The organism is Rhodonellum sp. (assembly GCF_030656585.1).
In the GTDB taxonomy this organism is placed as follows: domain Bacteria; phylum Bacteroidota; class Bacteroidia; order Cytophagales; family Cyclobacteriaceae; genus Rhodonellum; species Rhodonellum psychrophilum.
Map to the genome: position 1 here is coordinate 85,340 of NZ_JAUSPP010000063.1, position 22,307 is coordinate 107,646.

Annotated in this window: 18 protein-coding genes; 4 read left to right on the forward strand and 14 right to left on the reverse strand. The window is 41.2% G+C overall.

Annotation, left to right across the window (positions count from 1 at the left end):
• Nucleotides 1–148: 148 nt before the first annotated feature.
• Complete coding sequence (locus Q7J63_RS16175) at nt 149–622, forward strand: (2Fe-2S)-binding protein (RefSeq protein WP_019598048.1); 474 nt, start codon at nt 149–151, stop codon at nt 620–622.
• 3 nt (nt 623–625) lie between these two features.
• On the forward strand, nt 626–2,851 hold the full coding sequence (locus Q7J63_RS16180) for a molybdopterin cofactor-binding domain-containing protein (RefSeq protein ID WP_304887624.1): 2,226 nt from the start codon (nt 626–628) through the stop codon (nt 2,849–2,851).
• A gap of 29 nt (nt 2,852–2,880) precedes the next feature.
• Here Q7J63_RS16180 and Q7J63_RS16185 read toward each other — a convergent pair whose 3' ends face one another.
• The 8 genes from Q7J63_RS16185 to Q7J63_RS16220 form a co-directional block, all read right to left on the reverse strand.
• Nucleotides 2,881–3,285: a hypothetical protein gene (locus tag Q7J63_RS16185; protein WP_304887625.1), complete on the reverse strand. Its 405-nt coding sequence runs from the start codon at nt 3,283–3,285 to the stop codon at nt 2,881–2,883.
• A gap of 55 nt (nt 3,286–3,340) precedes the next feature.
• Nucleotides 3,341–4,639 carry a hypothetical protein gene (locus tag Q7J63_RS16190; protein WP_304887627.1) on the reverse strand — a complete coding sequence of 433 codons (1,299 nt, stop codon included), beginning with the start codon at nt 4,637–4,639 and terminating at the stop codon, nt 3,341–3,343.
• 3 nt (nt 4,640–4,642) lie between these two features.
• Complete coding sequence (locus Q7J63_RS16195) at nt 4,643–5,224, reverse strand: hypothetical protein (protein WP_304887629.1); 582 nt, start codon at nt 5,222–5,224, stop codon at nt 4,643–4,645.
• A gap of 124 nt (nt 5,225–5,348) precedes the next feature.
• Nucleotides 5,349–6,482 carry a hypothetical protein gene (locus Q7J63_RS16200; protein ID WP_304887630.1) on the reverse strand — a complete coding sequence of 378 codons (1,134 nt, stop codon included), beginning with the start codon at nt 6,480–6,482 and terminating at the stop codon, nt 5,349–5,351.
• Nucleotides 6,479–7,663, reverse strand: coding sequence for a hypothetical protein (locus tag Q7J63_RS16205; RefSeq protein ID WP_304887632.1), 1,185 nt, complete (start codon nt 7,661–7,663; stop codon nt 6,479–6,481). The genes Q7J63_RS16200 and Q7J63_RS16205 overlap by 4 nt, the downstream gene beginning before the upstream one ends.
• A 222-nt stretch (nt 7,664–7,885) precedes the next feature.
• Nucleotides 7,886–9,646, reverse strand: a complete 1,761-nt coding sequence (rpsA, locus tag Q7J63_RS16210; RefSeq protein WP_019598055.1) for a 30S ribosomal protein S1 — start codon at nt 9,644–9,646, stop codon at nt 7,886–7,888.
• A gap of 190 nt (nt 9,647–9,836) precedes the next feature.
• Nucleotides 9,837–11,039, reverse strand: coding sequence for a 6-bladed beta-propeller (locus Q7J63_RS16215; RefSeq protein WP_370691920.1), 1,203 nt, complete (start codon nt 11,037–11,039; stop codon nt 9,837–9,839).
• Between the two features lie 17 nt (nt 11,040–11,056).
• Entirely contained in the window at nt 11,057–11,284 is a 228-nt protein-coding gene (locus Q7J63_RS16220; protein WP_304887636.1) for a hypothetical protein, read from the reverse strand.
• A gap of 335 nt (nt 11,285–11,619) precedes the next feature.
• Between Q7J63_RS16220 and Q7J63_RS16225 the strand changes: the two genes are divergently transcribed.
• Nucleotides 11,620–12,348: a 1-acyl-sn-glycerol-3-phosphate acyltransferase gene (locus Q7J63_RS16225; protein ID WP_304887637.1), complete on the forward strand. Its 729-nt coding sequence runs from the start codon at nt 11,620–11,622 to the stop codon at nt 12,346–12,348.
• Nucleotides 12,349–12,435: 87 nt separating this feature from the next.
• Here the strand turns inward: Q7J63_RS16225 and Q7J63_RS16230 are convergent, their stop codons facing one another.
• From Q7J63_RS16230 to Q7J63_RS16255, 6 genes are all read right to left on the reverse strand, one after another.
• The gene (locus tag Q7J63_RS16230; protein WP_019598059.1) at nt 12,436–13,815 is read right to left on the reverse strand and encodes a RagB/SusD family nutrient uptake outer membrane protein; all 1,380 of its coding nucleotides are present in this window, start codon (nt 13,813–13,815) and stop codon (nt 12,436–12,438) included.
• A 20-nt stretch (nt 13,816–13,835) separates the two neighbouring features.
• Entirely contained in the window at nt 13,836–16,802 is a 2,967-nt protein-coding gene (locus Q7J63_RS16235) for a SusC/RagA family TonB-linked outer membrane protein (RefSeq protein ID WP_304887640.1), read from the reverse strand.
• A 459-nt stretch (nt 16,803–17,261) separates the two neighbouring features.
• Complete coding sequence (locus Q7J63_RS16240; RefSeq protein ID WP_019598061.1) at nt 17,262–17,996, reverse strand: DUF1080 domain-containing protein; 735 nt, start codon at nt 17,994–17,996, stop codon at nt 17,262–17,264.
• A 6-nt stretch (nt 17,997–18,002) separates the two neighbouring features.
• On the reverse strand, nt 18,003–18,419 hold the full coding sequence (locus tag Q7J63_RS16245) for a c-type cytochrome (RefSeq protein ID WP_019598062.1): 417 nt from the start codon (nt 18,417–18,419) through the stop codon (nt 18,003–18,005).
• 27 nt (nt 18,420–18,446) lie between these two features.
• Entirely contained in the window at nt 18,447–19,499 is a 1,053-nt protein-coding gene (locus Q7J63_RS16250; protein WP_304887643.1) for a sugar phosphate isomerase/epimerase, read from the reverse strand.
• Nucleotides 19,500–19,580: 81 nt separating this feature from the next.
• The gene (locus Q7J63_RS16255) at nt 19,581–20,750 is read right to left on the reverse strand and encodes a Gfo/Idh/MocA family protein (RefSeq protein WP_019598064.1); all 1,170 of its coding nucleotides are present in this window, start codon (nt 20,748–20,750) and stop codon (nt 19,581–19,583) included.
• Between the two features lie 283 nt (nt 20,751–21,033).
• Between Q7J63_RS16255 and Q7J63_RS16260 the strand changes: the two genes are divergently transcribed.
• On the forward strand, nt 21,034–22,281 hold the full coding sequence (locus tag Q7J63_RS16260) for a nucleoside permease (protein ID WP_304887645.1): 1,248 nt from the start codon (nt 21,034–21,036) through the stop codon (nt 22,279–22,281).
• Nucleotides 22,282–22,307: the final 26 nt, after the last annotated feature.

Consider the following 22,307-nt stretch of genomic DNA (forward strand, 5'->3'; position numbering starts at 1 on the left):
AATAGGCTTTGAGAATAAAACATCTCAATTGACCTCCTCCTTATTTAGCATCCAACCAAAACCGTTAAGATAAGTTTGATTGGTTTTTTGGGCCTGAATGGGTATCTTATTTTTTGATTGAATATTGAACTCCCCCACTCCATTGGCTATGATTGAAAAAATAAAACTGCTGATAAACGATAAAAAACGAGAATTCGAAGTCGATTTGGAAGAACCACTTCTTTATATCCTTAGAGAAGATGCCAACCTTTATGGCCCAAAATATGGATGTGGAATGGGACAGTGTGGAGCCTGCATGGTGCTCGTGGACGGAAGGGCTCAACCTTCTTGTCTGCTGACATGCGGAAATCTACACGAAGCCAAAATCAAAACCATTGAGGGATTGGCCAAAAACGGGAATCCCCATCCACTTCAGGAGGCATTTTTTGAAGTTCAGGCTGCCCAGTGCGGATATTGCCTCAATGGAATGCTTATTTCGGCAGTTTCCCTTTTGGAAGAAAACCCAAGTCCTTCCATATCGGAGATCAAGGAAGCGCTCAACCGCGTACTTTGCCGCTGTGGCACCCATTCCAGATTTATCAAAGCTGTTCAACTGGCTTCCGAAAAATCCCAAAACGCCTAATCCATGACTTCCCCAAACTCCCCAAATTCCAGCAGGAGATCATTTCTCAAAAATACCGGACAATTATTGATCGGTTTCAATTTGCTGCCACTCACCTTTTGTCAATCAAAATCTGAAATCCTTGATGGTGGAATTTCCTCTGGAAGTCAAGTCAGGTCAAGTATGGGGTCTGACATCATTGATTCTTGGATCCGGTTGGATGCTGAGGGAAAGGTGACGGTATTGACCGGGAAAATGGAGCTGGGTCAAGGGATCCGAACTGCACTGATGCAGATGGCTGCAGAGGAGCTGGACGTCAATATGGACATCGTCACCATTATCAATGGAGATACCGGGCAAACGGCTGATGAAGGATACACAGCAGGAAGCGGGACGATTGAAAGAAGTGGGGCATCCATCAGAAAAGCTGCCGCGGAGGCAAAGTTTTTCATGGTCAATATGGCCAGTGAAAAATGGGATGAATCTCCTGAAAACCTTTCCGTAAAAAACGGGCTGATCCAATCGAAGAATGGAAAACACAAAATCTCCTATTGGGAATTACTGGATGGAAAATTCCTGGAAGGAAAAGTCACAGGAAATGCCCCGCTCAAAAACCCAAAAGATCATACATTGGTGGGCAAGGGTATCCTTAGAGAAGACATTAGAAAAATGGCACAGGGAGAGGCATTTTTTGTCCATGATCTCCGTTTGCCCGAAATGGTGCATGCTCGCGTTTTGAGACCACCCAGTTACGGATCTATTTTAATTGATTTGGACAAAGAAAGTGTCCTTGCCCTACCCGGAGTATTGAAACTGGTGGTAGATGGCAGATTTATAGCGGTAATTGCAAAAAGAGAATACCAGGCAATCAAGGCATTGGAATTCTTGAAATCAGCCGCAAAATGGCAAACGGAACCACTTTCTCCCCAACAGGCGGATCTTTTCTCCGACATGAAAAAAAAATCCCTCCCACCGCAGCAAGTGGAAGAAGCGAAACATATCAATACCATCATCGGCAATTCCCCACAAATCCTTGAAGCTACCTATCTAAGACCCTATCAAATGCATGCTTCCGCTGGACCATCCTGTGCGGTGGCCGAGTGGAAAGACGGAAAATTGACCGTGTGGACACCCACACAGGGAGTGTATCCCCTTAGGTCCACCCTCTCGGATTTTTTGGGAATTGACACCAAAGACATTCGCTGTATCGGCCTTCCCGGATCTGGCTGTTACGGGCACAATGGTGCCGACGACGTTTCGGCAGATGCTGCATTCATTGCCAAATCATTTCCGGGCAAGCCGGTCCGCGTTCAATGGATGCGAGAGGATGAACATGCTTGGGAACCTTATGGATCTGCAATGCTCCTAAAGCTCAAAGCAGGCTTGGATGCGTCGGGAAAAATCACGGAATGGGATTGTGGAATCTGGTCTGACACCCATAGCACAAGGCCTGGAGGAAAAGCAGGACATTTTATTGCCGCAAGGCATCTGGAAAAACCATTTGAATTTCAGCCAGGAGGATTTTCGGGCGGAAGTTATCGGAATTCATCTCCCCTCTACACCATTCCAGCCAAAAATATTGTCCTCCACAATTACAAGGGTCCACTCAGAACTTCTGCGCTCCGTGGATTGGGGGCTTATGGGAATATTTTTGCTTTGGAGTCATTCATGGATGAATTGGCCAATCTCGCAGCTATCGATCCTTTCGAGTTTAGGATCAAAAACCTCGATAATCCAAGAGCCATTGAAGTTATCAAAACGCTGAAAAGTAAATGTAATTGGGAAAATCGAGATCAAAGTGGACGTGTAGGCTATGGCTTAGCATTTGCCCAATACAAAAACTCAGCGTCTTATTGTGCTGTAGTTGCGGAAATCCATAAAAGTCCGACAGGAGGCAAATTCAGGTTGCACAAACTCACAGGAGTCGTCGATTCCGGTCAGTGCATCAATCCTGATGGTTTAAAAAACCAAACCGAAGGAGGTATGATCCAATCTGCAAGTTGGACGATCATGGAAGCGGTGCAATACGATGCAAATGGAATCACGAGCAAAGACTGGAACTCCTACCCCATCATGCGGACAAATGATGTTCCTGAAGTCGAAGTGCATATCATTAATCGGCCGGAAGAAGCACCACTTGGCGCTGGCGAAGCTGCCCAGGGACCTGTTGCAGCCGCGATCGTCAATGCTTTATCTTCGATATTGAAAAAAAGGGTCTATGAATTGCCCTTGAAGGAGTATTTTGTATGAATTAAAAAAGTGTAATGAAAATCAATTTCTCACTCCTTTAAACTTAAATTATACTCAATAGCTCCAACGTTTTTGTTGCGCCAAATTTTCAAATCTTGCCCATTGAATTCATAATGATGTTCCCCACTCAAAACGTAAGAAGGACCATATAAAGCTGGCACTGGGAAAAATAAAGTATCAATAAAATTGATTGAATTTCTAGAAACCTCAAGCTTGCCAGCACCATATCCAAAGGGTAAACTTGTGGTGGATTGATAAAATCCATTTGAGATTTTCAAGGTTACCTCTTCAAAAAGATTCTCATCAGAGCCCCTGGTTTGAAAAGTCCCATCAAAGGCTAATTCCTGATTTACTTCCAAACTTAGCTTTCCATCATCTTCAACACAACCAAAGGCAAAAACCAAAATAAGAAATACTAATCTTGATGCTTTCATAATTTAAAATTTATCACTAAACCAGTCTTTAAAAGAACAAAACCTACACAAATTTCTAATTTGGAATCTGGATTTTGATTAGTTTTTGATCTCCTGTTGGACTGGAAACAGGAAAAGCAAGACTTCGTCCTTGATCCACCCAACTAATATTTCCATTAGAAGAAATATATAAATCATCCTTAAGGAAAGAAACCTGCTTGAGTTTACCACTAGAAATGTACATCACCCAAACTTGTCTTCTTCCTGATCTATCAGAAACAAATGCCAACGAGTTTTCTCCAGAAGGTGAGAACAATGGAGAAATATCGTTCCAAGGAGAAATCACAAGGTCACGCATTTGCGCACCAAAATTCAAATCAAAACCATATATATTGTAAATAAACCTATTCCCAAGCTCCTTAAGAATATCTATTGATACCAGGTCAGTTCGGGAGGATGCATCCATACTGGTAAAATATGCCAAAGTAGATATTTGACCACCTTGTTTAATTTGTGGCAAGAGCACTTCAGAATTCCCATTTTTGTTTAGCCTCCACAATCCAAATTCTCCTCTCTCCAAGGAATCTGACAAAAACAAAATTGATTCATTGTCTTTAGCAAAGGTTGGGAAATAATTATGATGCATACCTCCTTTCAACAAACTAATTTCCTTGGTCTCCAAATCATACATTTCTAGATGAATTGGAGTATATCCTTGGGTTATTTGGTTTAGCCCTTCAGTAGTTCCATATATTAATTGGCTTCCATCTCTTGACCATTGTGGATGATAACAGCGCTTTCGAATCATCTCAGTATCTCCGGTTATTAAATCTTTTAGAAAAAGACTTGAAACACCATATTCTTGACCTAATTCAGTCCATCGGTAGTCTGAAATATAAGCCACCTTATCCCCTTGAATATTGACTTTTGGAAAATACATAGCATTCCAACTCTCCAATTCCATTACAGTTTCAAACTCAGGAAAAGGATTTGGAACTATCATCACTGTATTTGAGGTCGCTATTTGTCCAGCCCGACGTGAGGTCACATAAAATTCGTAAGCCTTACCATACTCAGTATTGGGAACCATATATTCATTTTCCTCTTCCCCTAGTCGCTCTATTCTGACAAAATTACTTTCATCAGGTAATTTCACAAAAACCTCATAGCTGCTTCCCTCCACAATTGGATCGCAGGACCAGCCCGCACAAAATCTTGAAATATCCCAAATTAACATAACCCTTCCTTCCTCATTGAGGTTTGCGACCAAATTGGGGAATCCAAGAATTGCGCCTTCAGGAATGGCATCTTCGTATTGCTTTTCACAACTTAATAATGCAAAGATTAGCAGTAGAGGAAAGTATCGCGTTTTCATGGTTTAAAATTTAACCCCAACGCCAAGCTGTATACCCAGTTCTGTCAGGATATATTTAGAGTTCTCTGTTCCGTTAAAAGGAATGGCCGAATGTCTTTTAAGATTTGGGAAAAGGGAAAATGATAGATTCCCTGTTTCATATTTCCCTCCCAGACCCAACAGATATCCAATTCCACTTTGGTCCGAAAAGTTGTTTTCTGTCAGTTGAAAATCCAACAATGGTCCAGCAGCCAGAAATCCATATTTAAAAAAAGTATATTCAAAAATCAAGGGGATTGAAAGCATTTCAAATTTTTCATCTCTTGTAGGAATTTCCACTCCAGGGGCAGGCTTGAGCAATATATCTGACCGAGAGAAATTAAATCCAGAACTTACACCAAGATTTCCTAAAAGAGTTCTTGAATACCCTATTCCCAATTCCCAGAAATTACTGGCTTCAATACTCCCTTCTCCAAACCACGGGATTTGTCTTTGTATAAAAGCCTTTGAAGTGCCGGCATACACTTTAATCTCATTCTCATTTTGAGCAAAAGCTCCAAAACTGATCAGCAACAGCCCTGCAAAAAATAGAAGTTTTTTAGTCATTTTGATGGAATTTATCATCTTTCTACCTGTACGAAAAATGAACATGAAATGCGACAACGCTAAACATTTCCAAAACGCGAAACTTCAATCTGAATAAACTAAAAAGCATCAACTGCATGGATTTTCATTTTTTAACCAATTGAAGTTTGTAAAAGGTAATGTAATCCTGCTCTTCCCCGAGGTAATCATCATCTCTGAGGGCATAGAATGATTTATCCACAGACTCGATATTGAGTATTAATTTAATCTTTGAAGGAAGAATCACCTCGTTTGACCAACCTTTTCCAACCCTGTAAATTTTGAGATAATTCTTGCGGAATTCTGGATATCTGAAAAAATTTTCTCTTTCCTTTAAGTTGTTATTCACAAAAGTATCCTCATCTATTCCGCCATAATAGGTGACAATGATATTGTTCGAATCTGAATAAATGCCGTGAATCTGGGCTTCATTCATTTTCATTGATTCTTCGTACGTCACAGGAGTTTTTTGTCCAGGCAATAATTTAAAATCGATAGGATTGATATCAATACTCCTTTCCCATAAAATACTATCTCCTAAGGCATAAATATGCAAAATGGGCTCATTTGAAAAGGTAAGGTACAAGCTGTCGTTTTCTATGGTAAAATTTATATAAGGTCGACCAAAAAAGTCATCACCACTAAATTTAGAAGATGGAGGTGTTCTAACAACTGGTATTGATGATTTTGTCTTAAGATCATATAATTCCAAAAGCGTGTAATCTCGATAAAAACAATCTAAATAAGGACTGATCCCATTACGGCCGGGATACCAAAGAAGAATTTTCTCATCCCAAACTGCTATATTCCTTCTGTTGTAGGCTCCGCCTCTCGCCTCACCCGAAAAAGGCATTTCCAAACTTTCTTTTAAATTAAGATCGGCATCGAAATGATAAATGTTTTTAAATGAAGTCGTTCCAAAGAATCCCCCGTTATGTTCAAGTAAAGTCTCTAACATCGTTACTGACCCTGGGCCTTCTTTTGGAAATTCCTTCTTCACCAAGATATTACCCAAAGAATCAAACTTAATCAATGTGCTACTTGAAATATCTTTAATTAGACCTATTCCATTAGAAAATGTACCCTCTCTTATATCAGCTAAAAAACCCACTTGAATTGAATCCAAAATCACAAGTTCCCATTCGTTTGAATCTGCTATATCTTGGGAATCTTTGTTTCGCTCTGAACACCCAAAAATCAATGCTCCAATCACGAGTATTATTATTTTAAATCTGATCATTTCTCAACTAATTTTACTTTGTAAATTCTTAAAAAATCCTCTTCCAATTCATCATTTGGAGCTTTTTCCATCCATAGAAACCCTCCTGCTGAAGCAAAACCGCTCTTATTCACTTTGTCAGGAAAATCAAGATTTCCAATGATATTTAGGGTGTTTTGATCTAAAATCAAAACACCCTGTTTTACTTCATTTTCCACTTGATTGTAAAGTTTCTCCGATTCTTCTTTATCTCCGGAGATCCAAAGGGCTTCTAATTCTTTCATTTTTTCCTCCGGAACACCTCCATAGTAATGAATCAGTAGCTTTCCATCTACGATATGAATATTTCTGATGGCTGGAGTATTGCCTTTAATCGTAATTGAACCTTTGGAAAATTCTGCTCTTGGAGTTACCGGTAATTTCTCAAAACCAGGTATACTCAGTTGGACAATGGTATCCAACTTAACTCCTTCAGAACTTAGGTCATAGACATTCAGTCGCTGCTCCGCACCCAAAGCGATGTAAAGTTTCTCGTCTGTAGCCTCTAGTGCCGGCGCATAATCACTTTCAAAATAACCACCCCCATCCAAAAAATGGCTTCCCTGCTCAAAGGGTACAATCTCAATGAATTTTTCTTCCTCAATATCGATAAGTTCCAGAGCCTTGAAGTTGTCATAAAATCTTTGTTCTCCCGCGAAAGAATCCCGTGTTCGGACCGATTTACTAAGCAAATACTGCTTTCCATTAAGTGACACAATTTCAATTCCCTTTCCAGAAAAACTCATAAAACCCGCTCCTCCCATAGACTCAGGATGCGCTAGCCTTTTAACCATATTGCCTTCCAAATCATAGATAAAAATCCCCTTCATTCCGACTAGAGCGAGTTGATTTTCATTGACGAAACCTGGAAATTCCATAAGAAACCCATAAGAATCAGGTGTATCCTCTTTTTTCGAAAATCGGCTGACAATACTACCTGAATTATCGGTGATGATAAATTCTTTGTTGGCAAAATCATGGAAAGCAAATCGATCTGCCTTTGGACTGACATCGGTGATCATGGGATTTCCCAAAATCTTCAAATCCAATGAATCTACAACCTGAAAGGAATAAGCGGTTGGAATTTCCTGTCCCTTTTCTTTGGGATCCGCACAGGAATAAAAAAATAGGGTTGCGAATAGGCACAGTTGAAGATGTTTCATTGTCCAATATAAAAAACTTTTGGCTCTAAATAATGAGTTATTAGTTCATTTTTTTAAAAAAATTTGCCCATTTATAGACTCTTTCGCTGCTCCTATCAAAGCATAGGATGGAGCAAGGCATAAAAAAAGTGGCCATCTCGCGACAGCCACTTTTTGTATTGGATAAGAAATTTGAAATTTCCACTTCGACATAAGATACTCACGCATCTCGCGCCTGGTGTCTTATTTCTTTCCGCCTTCCATTTTCTCTTTCAATTCTGCCAAAGCATCCAAATCACCAAGGGTGGATTTTTCAGCTGGAGCAGCGGATGAAGGAGCATCTTCTTTCTTCTTGGCTTTCTTTGGAGCTTTTGCTTCCTCTCTGAAAGTAGCAGTATGGGAAAGTACTATTCTCTTGTCTTCTTTGGAGAATTCGGATACTTTGAAATCCAATGATTCACCAACTTCTACAGAAGAACCGTCTTCTTTTTCAAGGTTTTTGATCGTTGCGAATCCTTCCAAGCCGTATGGCAATTCAAGAACCGCACCTTTGTCATTTTTGGAAACAACGGTACACTTGTGGTCAGAACCGATTGGGAATACGGTTTCGAAAGTATCCCAAGGATTTTCTTCCAATTGCTTGTGACCCAATGCCAACCTTCTGTTGTCAACGTCAAGTTCCAATACCGCAACACTCAATTCATCACCGACTTTTACAAACTCAGATGGATGTTTGATTTTCTTGGTCCAAGAAAGATCAGATACGTGAACCAATCCGTCAATTCCTTCTTCCAATTCAAGGAACAAACCAAAGTTGGTCAAGTTTCTTACCACTCCCTTGTGCTTGGTACCTACGGCATATTTAGTAGCCATATCACCTTTGGTCCAAGGATCTTCAGTCAATTGTTTGATACCCAAAGACATTTTTCTTTCGTCTTTGTCCAAAGTCAAGACAACTGCTTCGATCTCGTCGTTTACTTTTACGAAATCCGCTGGATTTCTCAAATGCTGAGACCAGCTCATTTCAGAAACGTGGATCAAACCTTCAACACCTGGAGCCAATTCAAGGAATGCACCGTAATCTGCTACGTTTACAATCCTACCTTTGACTCTAGAACCGATTTCAAGGTTAGCAGAAAGAGAATCCCATGGATGTGGAGTCAATTGCTTCATGCCCAAAGAAATTCTTTTCTTGTCATCATCGAAATCAAGCACAACGATCTGAACTTTGTCGTCCAGGTTAAGCACTTCTTCCGGATGATTGATACGTCCCCAAGAGATATCTGTAATGTGAAGTAGACCATCTACACCACCCAAGTCGATGAATACACCGAAATTGGTCATGTTTTTGATCACACCTTCCAAAATCTGACCTTTCTCTAGGTTGTTGAGGATTTCTGCTTTTTGTTTCTCCAAATCCTTCTCGATGAGGATTTTATGAGAAACGACAACGTTATCGTTAGCGTGGTTGATTTTAACCACTTTTACTTCCATTTTCTTACCTACATAGATATCAAAATCCCTGATAGGTTTCACATCGATTTGAGAACCTGGCAAGAAAGCTTCAACACCGTAGATATCTACGATCAATCCACCTTTTGTCCTTCTCTTCACCAATCCTTCGATCACCTTGTCGTTTTCAAGCGCATCTTCGATGTCTTGCCATGCACGAACCATTCTGGCTTTCTTTCTGGAAAGGACCAATTGGCCAAGAGAGTTTTCTTGTTCTTCGATGAACAAATCCACTACATCTCCGATTTTCAGATCTGGAAGATCGCGGAATTCACTTACGGGCACCAATCCATCGGATTTGAAACCGATATTGATGATCACGTCCTTATCATTGATGCCTACTACGGTACCTTTGATGACTTCCTTTTCAGTGATTTCGTTCAGGGTTCCAGTGTAAAGGGCCTCCATTTCGGCTCTTTTTTCCTTGGAGTAACCTTCGCCAAAACCTTTGGTGGCAAAATTGTCCCAGTTAAATTCTTCTTTATTCGACATATTGTAAGTCAATCCTGATTTTCAACCACCCTAGGATCATCGGGTTGAGGTTTTTAGTAAATAACAAAGTCCCTGACTGTCAGCCAAAGAGACCCCATTCAATCGAATGGATTGCAAAGGTAGGGAATTTTTGGAAAAGGAGAATAACGGGTGATAAGTTTATTCAGCTATTTGCAAATCAAAAAACAGTTCATTCTCTCACAATAGCTTTAATTACAACAAAGTTATCATTTTGAAAATCATGTTCATTTATTTTATAAAACTGATGAATTCCATCCGGTTTATTAAAAATATTGGAACTGATTGATTTTCCCCCAAAACTTTTGAGATACTCTTTTTGAAAACTTCTTGAATCTTTGAATAAAATAATATTCCCATTGAATTGGGAAATTGGCGAAAAATCTCCTTCAAAATGATCAAAATCATTTATGAATTTTGAAATAACGGTATATCTTTTTAAGTCTTCATCTAAAAGAATGTATTTGGTTTTTAATCCTATTTGAACAATTGTTGCCAAGAAATTATTCTTAAGAGGAAGAAATGAAAATAAATTTTCTACCATATTGTTCTCCCTAAGGTAGGTATATCTTTCAGGAGAAAGTCCAAATTCCATTCTCTTTTGATTTGGAAAATTATACCGTCCAAAATCGAATTCAATCTCATTTTCGATATTCCCAGTTTCATCAAATACAACAACTTCGTAAGATGTGTCAAGCTTCAAAAAAATCTTTTTACTTAGATCATCTTTTATGAAACCAGAAGTTGAAGAATAATTAATCCCTATGAACTCTTCTTGTACTTTTTTCATCCCTAAAAGATCATTTCTATTTTTTCCTACAATAGAAAAGTTCTCGTACTCAGGTCTATTCGCAAAATACATTAAAAGTTGATTGCTTGATTGATGAATGTTGTAAGGGTGAAATTCAATTTTATTTTCCTCTTTGAATGCTCCCAACAAATCAAACTTTATTAATTTCTTTAAATTATTGTCCAATATTAAAATTTCACCTTGGAGTATTTGGAAATCTTCCAGATTTAAGAATTCACCTGGTCCAGGCCCGGAAGATTTAATTATCTTTTCAAATTTTCCCGAACTATTAAATATTAATAGATTATTTGGTTCTCTATCCTGAACAAAAACCCCAAATTCATTTGCTGTTAATTTGGATGGATTTATAAGCGGTACACTATCAGGTATTTGGAGAAAAATATACTCAAAACTTTCAAAAATATCCGAATACTTTAACTCTTTGGTATCGTTCAAATTAATTGAAATTTTTTCTTTGTCGAATTCTTTTGTACAACTAAGAAAAACGAACAATATAATGCAAAAGAAATTTGTTTTCATATTACAATTTTTGAGAAAATAAACCTGAATGAAATGGTATTTCATTCAGGTTTATTTAAAATTTAACCTTCCCCACATGGTATTTGAGAAGAAACTGTACATGATGCATATTCCATTGGCCTGCATTTTACCACCCAAAGTGTACCAGCAACTACAGGATAGCTACACGGTTCAAGTTTTGGTTCATAGCCTTCTTCAGGCAAAGCTGCTTGACTTTGCACGTTCCCTGAAGAAAACAACATTACCACCATTGCAAAACCTAAGGTGGTGGATAAAATGAACTTTTTCATAAGATTAATTATTAATTGTTAAAAATAAATTAGTTCACTAAAAATAAAAAAAAAACGAACTGCAAAATATTCGCAACATTTTTAAAAAAAAGAAAGATGTTTTTAGATTTTAGGATTATTCGCTTTACCTAAACAGATATAATATTTTTAATTTGCAGTTCATTTTATTTTATCTCTTGAAACGAATCTTAAAGGGAAACCTATATAAAAATTCTCATTCCCACCCCAACCTCCTCAAAAAACGAAACCCCCGAAATCGCTTTCAGGGGTTGTTTGCAAGCAAAGAGTGAGTAAATTGATTTAAATTACCCAAAAATAACAAAAGAGATTCAAAAATGAAAATAATCAGGTCCATTTACACTTTGTACGCCGTCCTGCTGTTCATATTGCTGATGTTGGTTTTCGGATTGTTCATTGTCCTTCCACTTTTGATCAGTCCCAGAGGAGGGAAAATCTCCTTTTTTTTCCTTAGGGTTTGGGCCATCCTCTGGTCATTTTTGATTGGCATTCGATTCCGCACTTTTGGGACAGCGCACATTGATCTCAATCAAGCCTATATCTACATCTTCAATCACCGCTCATTTTTGGATGCGCCCCTCATCCCGATGACCATCAAACAGGAGCTTCGGGGACTGGGAAAAAAAGAGCTCTCCAAGATTCCGATTTTTGGACTGATCATCTCAAGGGTCGCTGTGTGGGTGGACCGCAAAGACAGCCAATCGAGAAAGGCATCTTTGACAAAGATGCAGGAAATACTTCAGCAAGGAATTTCCATCATCGTGGCACCGGAAGGAACCCGAAATGACACCGATAAGACCTTGCTGCCTTTTCAGAAAGGTGCTTTCCGCTTGGCCATCGACACCCAAACACCCATCCTTCCAATGGCTGTGATCGGAGCAGACAAATTGCTACCCAAAGGATCTCTATTGCTCCGCCCAGGGGTGATCGAAATTTACTTTTCCGCCCCTATCCTGCCTACCTCCTTGAAGGCTGAAAACCCAGTGGAGCATTTGTCCGAAAAATGCTATTCAAGACTGGAGGCCATGATTTTGACCCACGAATAGGCAAAAAAAACCGAGGCTTTCGAATGGGAAATCCCATTCGAAAGCCTCGGTAAAAAAATCAATCGCGACTAATCTTTCAATTTAAAATCAATTCCCAACGTATTGATCCCAACTCAATTCCGCCTGTGGATGTGGAAACTGGGTGAATATGGTGCCTTGATCATAAGAAGTTGGGATTTCATTGAGTTTGTTATACCGCCTAGCATCTATCCACCGATGGCCCCAAGGTTCTGCCCAAAGGGAATACCTTCTTTGGTACAGGATTTCATCTATCAGTGCTGCCTGGGCAGTACTTCCCGAATAAACCCCTATTCCAGCTGCACTACGGATAATATTGATTGCTTCCACTGCCTGGGCGGTTTGGTTCAGATTCGCATGGGCTTCGGCTTTCAGCAAAATCAACTCTTCGTTTTTGATAAAGGGTATCGGAGTTGTATTACTGGCCCACCTTGCGTCCTGATGGGTACCCACCAAAGGTGTGGCATCCGTGGTGATGGTGACCGCAGTGGTTCTCTGCAAGAACTTCCTGGCAACCCGCAAATCACCCGGGGTTGCATCATCCAGGACGGACGGATGCACTACGACAATGGTATTGATGGCTGCATTTGGGACATAGAAAAGTGGATTGAAAGCATCTGGCGGCCCGTTATAAGGATGTGACGGTCCAGCATTTAAATTCCCAGTCAAGTTTATAAATGACCCGTCAAGGGCAGTCAAAACCCCCTGCCAATCTGCCCTATAAGCATTTGCGCGGGCGGTGATTGCCTTGTTGACTTGCCTAATTCCCTCCACTGTGTTAAAGCCACTGAATCCTGGCGTCAATCTGAAGGGGAAATTACCAGTCCCTGCGCTGGATAGCTCCTGATCTGCCTGGTCCAACAAACTCTTCACGTGATCCATTGCTGCTTCATAACCAACAAATGGGCCGGGATTAAGTGGATCCTTTACATCTATCCTGATCCCATTTTGATAAACAAAATTGGCAGGGATCATAAATTGGAAACCTTGGATCATTTTGGCAAAACCGGATACTGCCCGTCGTTCAGCATCTGTGAGGACACTGGCATTTTCGGCGGAAGTCACCAAAACATCCGCTTGTTTGATGGCTTGGTACGGGGCTGCCCAAGAGCCACCTCCCGTATTCCCAAAACCAAAATAGGATCTGTCCGGCACCCTTCCTGCTTGTCCAAGCCAATCCGTTTGAAACCGAGGATCAGAGGCATTCAAATACCAGGTTTCTCGACCAAAGGTATTCCAAGCTTGTGAAATATTGGTCACATATCCTCTGTGCCTCGATTCCAATCCTGTAAGCAAAAACTGGATTTGCTCTTTGGAGGCATTGTTAGTCACACTGGATACTGAAGGATTGTTTGGGTCATCGATTTGGTCGAGATCCAAGGGGTTACAGGACAAAACGACGGAAGCCAACAGTATCGCTATTGCTATATTTATATTTATTCTTTTCATGACTTATCAGGTTTAAGTGATTAAAAATCAACCGTTAGATGAAAAAAGATTCTTCTAGGGGTTGGGTAGGGTGCGATATCTACGTTGTTTGCCACGGACTGTGCACCAAAAGTGGAGGTCTCTGGGTCATATCCCTTATACTTGGTAAACAGAAAAACATTGTTCGCAGATGCACCTATTTTGATGTTCTCAACTGAGCTACCAAATGTATTGGTAATGGCTGTTTTTGGGATAGTATAGTAAAGTCCTATTTCCCTTACTTTCATAAATGAGGCATCTTGTACCCAGCGACCAGCATTGTTGAATGGAGCAGGAGGTCTTTGTCTGCCATTTGGAATCCCGTCCCCATCATCGTCATCGAACCATCCATTGGTCGTACCACCTCCATCGGTCAGAAAAGAAGTCAAGTTAATATTGTCACCGCCTTGCCTCCAATCCAAAAGGAAGGAGAGTTCCAGATTTCTGGCGATGTTGACGGTATTGTAAAAAGAAAGGTTGAATTTAGGCTGGGCATTGCCCCAGAAGGTAAAACCTCCTGGATTGCTGGGGTCAGCTGGAGAACCAACGATAGTGGTCGGCGCATATCCCTGTGCATATAAAAAAGTACCCAATCCCGATCCGAATGCACCGGCAATGTAAGTCGGAATCCCCAACCTTGTCAAATTCACTCTGTTTTGCCAGTACAAAACCCTGGAAAACCACCTAAAGTTGGACTTGTCGATCACATTTCCTGAAAGGCCAAATTCAAAACCCTTATTCTCCAGTTCCGCTTCATTGCTGGGCGTTGTGTTCACTCCGGTGGAAGGGGCAAGGTTAAGGCTTTGGATGTTGTTTTGGGTGGTCTTGATGTAATAGGTAGCTTCTAAGGACACCCTGTTCCTGAAAAACCCTACATCCACTCCAAATTCAAGTTCCTTTGCTGTTTCTGGTCTTATTTGGGTATTGCCTATTTGTGTGGAAACAACAGAACCCAGCAATCCTCCAATATTGGCTCCTCCAAGTGGTGTAAAAGTGCTTCCAAAAGCAACCGGACCCGCTGTCTCACCATAGGCAATCCTTGGTTTCAGCTGATTGACCACTGTCGAATTCCAAAAATCAAAATTGGCGATGTTTACAGCCAATGATGCCCTTGGGAAAGCATAAAACTCATTTGGATTGCCATTTAAGGTAGATTTATCCCAACGGATCCCAACGGTACCTATGATTTTATCATCAAAATTGGCTTCCTGTTGCAAAAAGACGCCTGCTTCTTGTATTTCGCTGTTGAACTGTTCGTTGATTTCCTGAACTGTGGCCTGCTGCAAATTTCTTTGACCCGGGGTAAGCCCACGCCCTCTAGTGAAAAGAGAGCTGTTTTTGAAATCCAATCTAACCAGGCCTGCCTGAGAGTTCATGTTCACTTTTCCCAGATTCCAATTGTAAACCAAAGCTGCCTGAAAATTCGTGTTGAAACTTTCCTGCTTTCCCCAAAAAGCATCTCCTGGATTGGCCTGCCCCCTTTGGAATTGGAGAAATTCCGGTAAATACACCAAGGTGGAATTCTGCAGAAAATCCAATCCTCCGGCAAATGATGCCTTCAAAAAACTGGTATTGGTTTTCAACAAATCGATATCCAAGTTGAAAGCTTGGATAAATCTGTTGACTTCTGAATTGTTGACGGCATTGTCGGTGACCGCAATGGGGTTTTCCGAAAAATAGGGATTGACTGGATATATCCCATTTGCATCGGGTCTCAAGTCAAAATAATTGGGGACGTAGGCGATGCTGTAACCGATACTTGCTCCCGAATTGTTTTGATTACCCGTGAATCCCCTATCTGTATTGGATTTGATATAATTGGAGGAAACCCCCAATTTGATCTTGTCCGATATTTTATGGTCAATGTTGGTTCTGATGGAGTAGCGGTCAAAGCCTGTTTTTCTCACCGTTCCATCCTCTGTATTGATATTTCCGGAAACAAAGAATTTGGTTTTATCAGTACCTCCAGAGATCGTAATCCTTGAATTGGACAGCAGCGCTGTGTTGTTGTAGAAATAATCCTCATAATCAATCTTTGTCCCTTGTCTGAATCTTTCCAATTCCACAGGTCTTCTGGCTTCCGGAAAAAAGAAATTTATTTTCTCCTCACTCCAGTCATCTACTCCTAATAGTCTAAGGGGTTGTGCAAATCCAATATCCTGGGAGAAGGAGACTTTTGTTTTCCCTTCGGCGCCTCTTTTGGTGGTAATGATGATTACCCCTGCATTGGCCCGGGTCCCATAAATCGCTGCTGCCGAGGGTCCTTTCAATACCTCTATGGATTCAATATCCGATGGATTCAAATCGGCAAGCCTGTTGGCACCATCATCTTGATTTGCCCCACCCGCTCCGGAAACCGTTGCTCTTCCACTTCTTTGAAAAGAGTTGTTGATATAAACCCCATCTAGAATGATCAGTGGCTGCGATGCCCCCGACAAGCTGGAAATTCCTCTCAATTGGATGGAAATTCCTCCTCCGGGTGCACCTCCATTTGACCGGATCGTAGCACCGGCCACTTTTCCGTACAGTGCTCCATCGGTGGTCTGAACAGTTGTCGTTCCCATCAGGTCTTTTGAGGACACGGAAGAAACGGCGTTTGCCAAGTTGGACCTTTTCACAGAGGAGGCCAAACCGGTGATCACTACCTCTTCCAGGCTGGTCGCATCTTCGATTAGACTCACCTGAAGATTGTTATTGCTTGGACTTACCGCAAAAGTCTGGCTAAGGAAGCCCAAAGAGGAAATCACCAATACTGCAGACTGATTGTTGTCGAAGCTGATGGTAAATCTGCCCTCTAAATCAGTAATGGTTCCCCTGGTCGTGTTTCTCACAAGGATGTTGGCACCAAGCAGGGGCTCTCCCCGCCGATCATCTTTCACCACACCGGTCACGGTGTACTGCGCCATGGAGACTCCGGAACCGATCATCAGCAACGCCAGAATCAATGGAAATTTGTAGATTTTTCGCATAGTTTTTAGTTTAAATAAATCCGAACACAAAAATCAAATCAAAAAGACCCTTCAAAAAACCAATATCATTCTGTCAGGTAAAAACATTCCTTATCAAACAGAAACCAAGTCTGCAATAACTTTGTCCTAAATCATCGCATGGATTGAAGGATCATCTCAATTTTCAATTCTAATTACAATATTTATTTGCATTTTTCAAACTTAATAGAAATAAAAAAACACAACAAAACGACTGTTTTTTTTCCATTGGTGACATTTGGCAAAACCTGAATCTCAGGATATAAAAATGATGTGAATTTTAAAAACCGCTATGATTAACGTTCATTTCTCGGTTTGAGCAACACCCCAAACCAAAAAAACACCAAAAACCGATGGCTTTTGGTGTTTTTTTTGGTTTGGTCGGTATTGAAAGGTTTTATTACAAAACCTGACTTACCTCCTATTCACTTTATTGTACTTTTAAAGTTTTTTGATTTCTATGTTTCTGAACCAAACTTCGTCACCATGATCTTGCAAAGAAATTTTACCCTTTTTGAATTTACTGAATCCAGGCATGTCCTTAAACTTGCTTTTGGCTACCAATGCCTCCCATTCCGGAGTCCACATCGTGGTGGAAACAACCATCACTCCGTTTAGATACAGTTCTAATTCTCCATTATCTGCAATGATTTCAGCCAAGTTCCATTCACCAACAGGTTTTACCGTCTCTTCACTGGATTCGATCAGATCATAAAGATCTCCCGCACGGTGGGTAGGGATTTTGGCGTCAGGATGACCATCATTGTCCAAGACTTGCATCTCCAAACCGGTCTGCCAAGGATAACTGAACTCAGGGGCTTCATGGACAAAAAAGATCAAACCACTGTTTCCATTTGGCGCTATTCTCCACTCATATTTCAGGTGAAAATTGTCAAATTCTTCCGTCGTTACAATATCTCCACCGTCTCCGGTTTGCCAATCCGCTTTGTTGGTAGCATCGAGGTAAATGGATCCATCTTGGACTTTCCAAGCTTTTCCTACTTCCCCTCCACCATATTTGGCCCAACCGTTTAATGTCGAACCATCAAACAAACTGATCCATTCACTTTCCACAACTTCAAATTCAGAGTCATCGACCACGATTTCCTGTTGATTGCCTCCGCAAGAAAATGCAAGTACCGATGCGGTTAGGATTGTATATAAAGGTTTGTACATTTTGGTTTATTTCAACAATAAAACATAACGGATCATGTCTTCCGCATCTTCTTGACTTAAGGCCGGATGGGCAGGCATAGGCACTTCACCCCAGTTGCCAACATTCCCATTGATCACAGTTCCAGCCAACATTTTCACATTCTCTTCTGTATTCTCATATTTTGCTGCAACTTCAGCATAAGATGGCCCAACGATTTTTCGCTCCACCATGTGACAGCTTAGACAATCTGATTCTTTAAGTTTGGCCAATCCCTTGATATAAATGGGATTATCCTTGTGTTTGTCTTCCAAACTAACTTTGGCTGGGGCCGCTGCTGGGGTAGAGACAGTGGTTTCGGAAGTTTTTTCCGTACCGCCACCGCAGGAATAGGTCAAAGCAGACAAAGCGATTACGCCGATGGATAAGGTTTTTAATAATTTCATTTGTGTTGTTCGTTTATGTTTGATGGTTTAAATTCCTAATATTTTTTTGTTGAAAGCCTCATCTGATCCTGTGGAAGCGAAATCGTCAAATGCTTTTTCCGTTACCCTGATGATATGGTCGGAAATAAACTGGGCACCTTCTATTGCTCCCTGTTCTGGATGCTTGATCGCACATTCCCACTCCAACACTGCCCAACCGTCATAATCGTACTGAGAAAGTTTGCTAAAGATACCACTAAAATCAACTTGACCATCACCTAAGGATCGGAATCTTCCGGCTCGGTCTATCCAATTTTGATAGCCTCCGTAAACACCTTGTTTGCCTGTGGGGTTGAATTCCGCATCTTTTACATGGAACATTTTTATCCTTTCATGGTATAAGTCAATGAATTGGAGATAGTCAAGGCACTGAAGGATGAAATGGCTTGGATCATATAGAATATTCGCTCTTTTATGGTTGTTGACTTTCTCCAGAAACATTTCAAAGGTAATGCCATCGTGCAAATCTTCTCCTGGATGAAGTTCGTAACATAAATCAACTCCATTGTCCTCAAAAGTATCCAAAATGGGCAACCATCTTCTGGCCAATTCTTTAAATCCAGTCTCCACCAATCCAGCAGGTCGCTGAGGCCATGGATAGACCGTCTGCCACATCAAAGCGCCACTGAACGTCGCGTGGGCAGTCAATCCTAGGTTGGAAGAGGCTTTTGCGGCATACTTCAGTTGTTGGGTGGCCCATTCGGACTTGCCTTTGATATCTCCTTTGAGTGATGCAGGCGCAAATCCATCAAACAGTTCATTGTAAGCAGGATGAACCGCTACCAATTGGCCTTGTAAGTGAGTGGAAAGCTCTGTGATTTCCAGTCCCGCTTCGTTTACTATCCCCTTGATTTCATCTGCATAAGTTTGACTCTCGGCCGCTTTTTGAAGATCGATCAGGCGTCCATCCCAAGAGGGGATTTGTACGCCGTAATAGCCGATTTCTGCCATCCACTCGCAAATACTTTTTAGGCTGTTGAAAGGTGCTTTATCATCTGCAAACTGGGCCAAAAATATCGCTGGTCCTTTAATGGTTTTCATAGGTTGATTTGGTTTATTATTTGAATTTCTTTTTCATATTTATTTGATTGAGAGCCTCCCGGATTCAAAAGAATTTCGGTCTCAGTATTTCACCACCAAGGGTGTCCATTTCATTTCCGACACATTTGATGCCAAGACATGGTCAATGAATGCCATCCCTCTGATTCCATCCTCTGCTCCAGGAAAATCCTTCCATTCTGGTTTTGGCTCCTCCCCTTTTTCCAATGCATAAATGCATCTTGCAAAATTCCTGTAAATATTGGCAAATGCTTCCATGTATCCTTCCGGATGTCCAGCTGGAGTCCTGATGTTTTCATTCGCAAGAGCCGTGAGATAGCCTGTTCCCGCCCTAAAAATCTGGCTGGGCTGATTCGGCCATCTTGCGATCAGGGAGTTACAATCCTCCTGTTGCCATTCCAAGCCCCCTTTGTCGCCATAAATCCTAATTTTAAGATTGTTCTCCACCCCCGTGTCTACTTGTGAAGCGGTCAAAATCCCCGACGCATCATTTTCAAAACGCATTAGGATGGCTCCGTCATCATCGATCATTCTCCCTGGAATCTTAATGGAAAGGTCTGCACAGATTTTGGCCACTTTCAACCCGGACACGTACTCTGCCAAATTGAAAGCATGGGTCCCGATATCTCCAAAGCATCCGGCTTTGCCATTCCTCAAAGGATCAGTTCTCCATTCCGCCTGTTTGTTGTCTTCGTGTTCCAGGAGTTTCCACAACCAACCCTGGGGGTACTCTACGTACACTTTTCTGATTTCACCAATCGCTCCATCGGCCACCATTTGCTTGGCCTGCTTGATCATCGGATACCCTGTATACGTGTGTGTAAGGCAAAAAAGCTTATCACTGGATTTGATGATTTGATGCAACTCCATTGCCTCCTCATAATTCAGTGTCATGGGTTTGTCCAGTACAACATGAAAGCCTTTTTCCAACGCTTTCTTGGTGGGATCAAAATGGACATTGTTAGGTGTCACGATACTCACGATATCTATCCGTTCGGATTCAGGAAGAGCCAGTTCCTTTTCGAACATTTCATCGTAAGAAGAATAAACCCTGGAAGGGTCCAGCATCAATTCCTCTCCGCTTTGTCGGGATTTTTCGGGTGAACTGCTAAAAGCTCCAGCACACAGCTCAATAAGCCCATCCATCTGGGAAGCACTCCTGTGGATGGCTCCTATAAAAGATCCCGGACCTCCTCCCACCATTCCCATTTTGAGTTTTTTGTGTATTGTCATTTTTATTGTCGGTATAATGGTTTAAAAGTCTATTATTTCGCCTTAAATTTCCTGAAAGATAATTTATCGTTTGATTTCCCTGTAAAACGAAATAGATTACTTTACCTACTGCGGTATTCAGTTATGAGCGGTAAAGACCCTAGCGATATTTTGGCATGTTTTGGCAGGCGATTTTGCAAAAAATAAATTTAATAGAAAAACCTTTAATATTGAATTTAAAATCAATTAGTTTGGCTTTCTGATTACCTCAAAACCTATTTTAACCCTATAACCAACTGCTTGAATGAATTTTGGAATCAAATTCCGTCTTTCCCTAATGATGTTTCTTGAATTTTTTATCTGGGGGGCTTGGTTCGTTACTTTAGGGACTTTTTTAGGAACCAATTTACAAGCCACTGGATCACAAACAGGAGCTGCATTCTCGACCCAATCCTTTGGTGCCATCATCGCTCCTTTTATTATAGGTTTGATTGCAGACCGCTATTTCAATGCGGAAAAAATACTCGGCTTGCTCCATTTATCCGGTGCAGTACTCATGTATCTGATGTACCAATCCACTGATTTTGGCAGCTTCTATCCCCTTGTGTTCACTTACATGGTTTTGTACATGCCCACTTTGGCATTGGTCAATTCTGTCTCTTTCAACCAGATGAAGGATCCGGAAAAGGAATTTTCTCCAATCCGGGTTTGGGGAACGATTGGTTGGATCACCGCCGGTTTGGCGATAAGCTACCTTTTTTATTGGGACAGTGCTGACAACATGGCCTCTGGAATGCTCAAAAACACCTTTTTGATGGCTTCCATAGCGTCTTTGGTGCTGGGCTTGTTTAGCTTTTCCCTGCCAAACACCCCTCCAAAAGCAAAAAAAGGGGAGAAAGTTTCTCTTTCCACCCTTTTGGGACTGGATGCCTTAAAAATGCTGAAAGACAGGAATTTTGCTGTATTCTTTGTGTCATCCATACTGATCTGTATTCCTCTGGCATTCTATTACCAAAATGCAAATCCTTTCCTTGCCGAGATTGGTGTTTCCGATCCAACAGGCAAGATGACAATCGGTCAAATATCAGAGGCTTTGTTCCTTCTTCTGCTTCCCATGTTTTTTAGCCGCTTTGGCTTTAAAAAGACACTGTTGGCAGGCATGATTGCTTGGGTAATCCGCTATGCATTGTTTGCCATCGGAGATGCAGAAGGAGGCTTGTTCTTACTCATCATCGGGATTGCCCTTCATGGCCTTTGCTACGATTTTTTCTTTGTGGCAGGACAAATTTACACCAACTCAAAAGCAGGAGTTCAATTCAGGTCATCGGCCCAAGGGCTGATCACACTTGCTACCTACGGAGTGGGTATGCTGATTGGTTTTGCCATTGCCGGAGAGGTTTCTGACTTATACCTGGGCGTTGATGGACTTCATGATTGGAAATCGATTTGGATGATTCCTTCTGGCATTGCAGTATTGGCCGTTCTGTTTTTCTTCTTTCTATTCCGGGAAAACAAGATCGTTCCTCCATTTAAAGAAAAAGGCGTGGGATGATTGAATGGATTGAAAAAAGATCCCAA

What these genes read in the sequence shown, in the direction of transcription:
- Q7J63_RS16175 (WP_019598048.1), top strand. Translation starts at nt 149, where the DNA reads ATGATTGAAAAAATAAAACTGCTGATAAACGATAAAAAACGAGAATTC.
- Q7J63_RS16180 (WP_304887624.1), top strand. Translation starts at nt 626, where the DNA reads ATGACTTCCCCAAACTCCCCAAATTCCAGCAGGAGATCATTTCTCAAA.
- Q7J63_RS16185 (WP_304887625.1), bottom strand. Translation starts at nt 3,285, where the DNA reads ATGAAAGCATCAAGATTAGTATTTCTTATTTTGGTTTTTGCCTTTGGT.
- Q7J63_RS16190 (WP_304887627.1), bottom strand. Translation starts at nt 4,639, where the DNA reads ATGAAAACGCGATACTTTCCTCTACTGCTAATCTTTGCATTATTAAGT.
- Q7J63_RS16195 (WP_304887629.1), bottom strand. Translation starts at nt 5,224, where the DNA reads ATGACTAAAAAACTTCTATTTTTTGCAGGGCTGTTGCTGATCAGTTTT.
- Q7J63_RS16200 (WP_304887630.1), bottom strand. Translation starts at nt 6,482, where the DNA reads ATGATCAGATTTAAAATAATAATACTCGTGATTGGAGCATTGATTTTT.
- Q7J63_RS16205 (WP_304887632.1), bottom strand. Translation starts at nt 7,663, where the DNA reads ATGAAACATCTTCAACTGTGCCTATTCGCAACCCTATTTTTTTATTCC.
- rpsA (WP_019598055.1), bottom strand. Translation starts at nt 9,646, where the DNA reads ATGTCGAATAAAGAAGAATTTAACTGGGACAATTTTGCCACCAAAGGT.
- Q7J63_RS16215 (WP_370691920.1), bottom strand. Translation starts at nt 11,039, where the DNA reads ATGAAATACCATTTCATTCAGGTTTATTTTCTCAAAAATTGTAATATG.
- Q7J63_RS16220 (WP_304887636.1), bottom strand. Translation starts at nt 11,284, where the DNA reads ATGAAAAAGTTCATTTTATCCACCACCTTAGGTTTTGCAATGGTGGTA.
- Q7J63_RS16225 (WP_304887637.1), top strand. Translation starts at nt 11,620, where the DNA reads ATGAAAATAATCAGGTCCATTTACACTTTGTACGCCGTCCTGCTGTTC.
- Q7J63_RS16230 (WP_019598059.1), bottom strand. Translation starts at nt 13,815, where the DNA reads ATGAAAAGAATAAATATAAATATAGCAATAGCGATACTGTTGGCTTCC.
- Q7J63_RS16235 (WP_304887640.1), bottom strand. Translation starts at nt 16,802, where the DNA reads ATGCGAAAAATCTACAAATTTCCATTGATTCTGGCGTTGCTGATGATC.
- Q7J63_RS16240 (WP_019598061.1), bottom strand. Translation starts at nt 17,996, where the DNA reads ATGTACAAACCTTTATATACAATCCTAACCGCATCGGTACTTGCATTT.
- Q7J63_RS16245 (WP_019598062.1), bottom strand. Translation starts at nt 18,419, where the DNA reads ATGAAATTATTAAAAACCTTATCCATCGGCGTAATCGCTTTGTCTGCT.
- Q7J63_RS16250 (WP_304887643.1), bottom strand. Translation starts at nt 19,499, where the DNA reads ATGAAAACCATTAAAGGACCAGCGATATTTTTGGCCCAGTTTGCAGAT.
- Q7J63_RS16255 (WP_019598064.1), bottom strand. Translation starts at nt 20,750, where the DNA reads ATGACAATACACAAAAAACTCAAAATGGGAATGGTGGGAGGAGGTCCG.
- Q7J63_RS16260 (WP_304887645.1), top strand. Translation starts at nt 21,034, where the DNA reads ATGAATTTTGGAATCAAATTCCGTCTTTCCCTAATGATGTTTCTTGAA.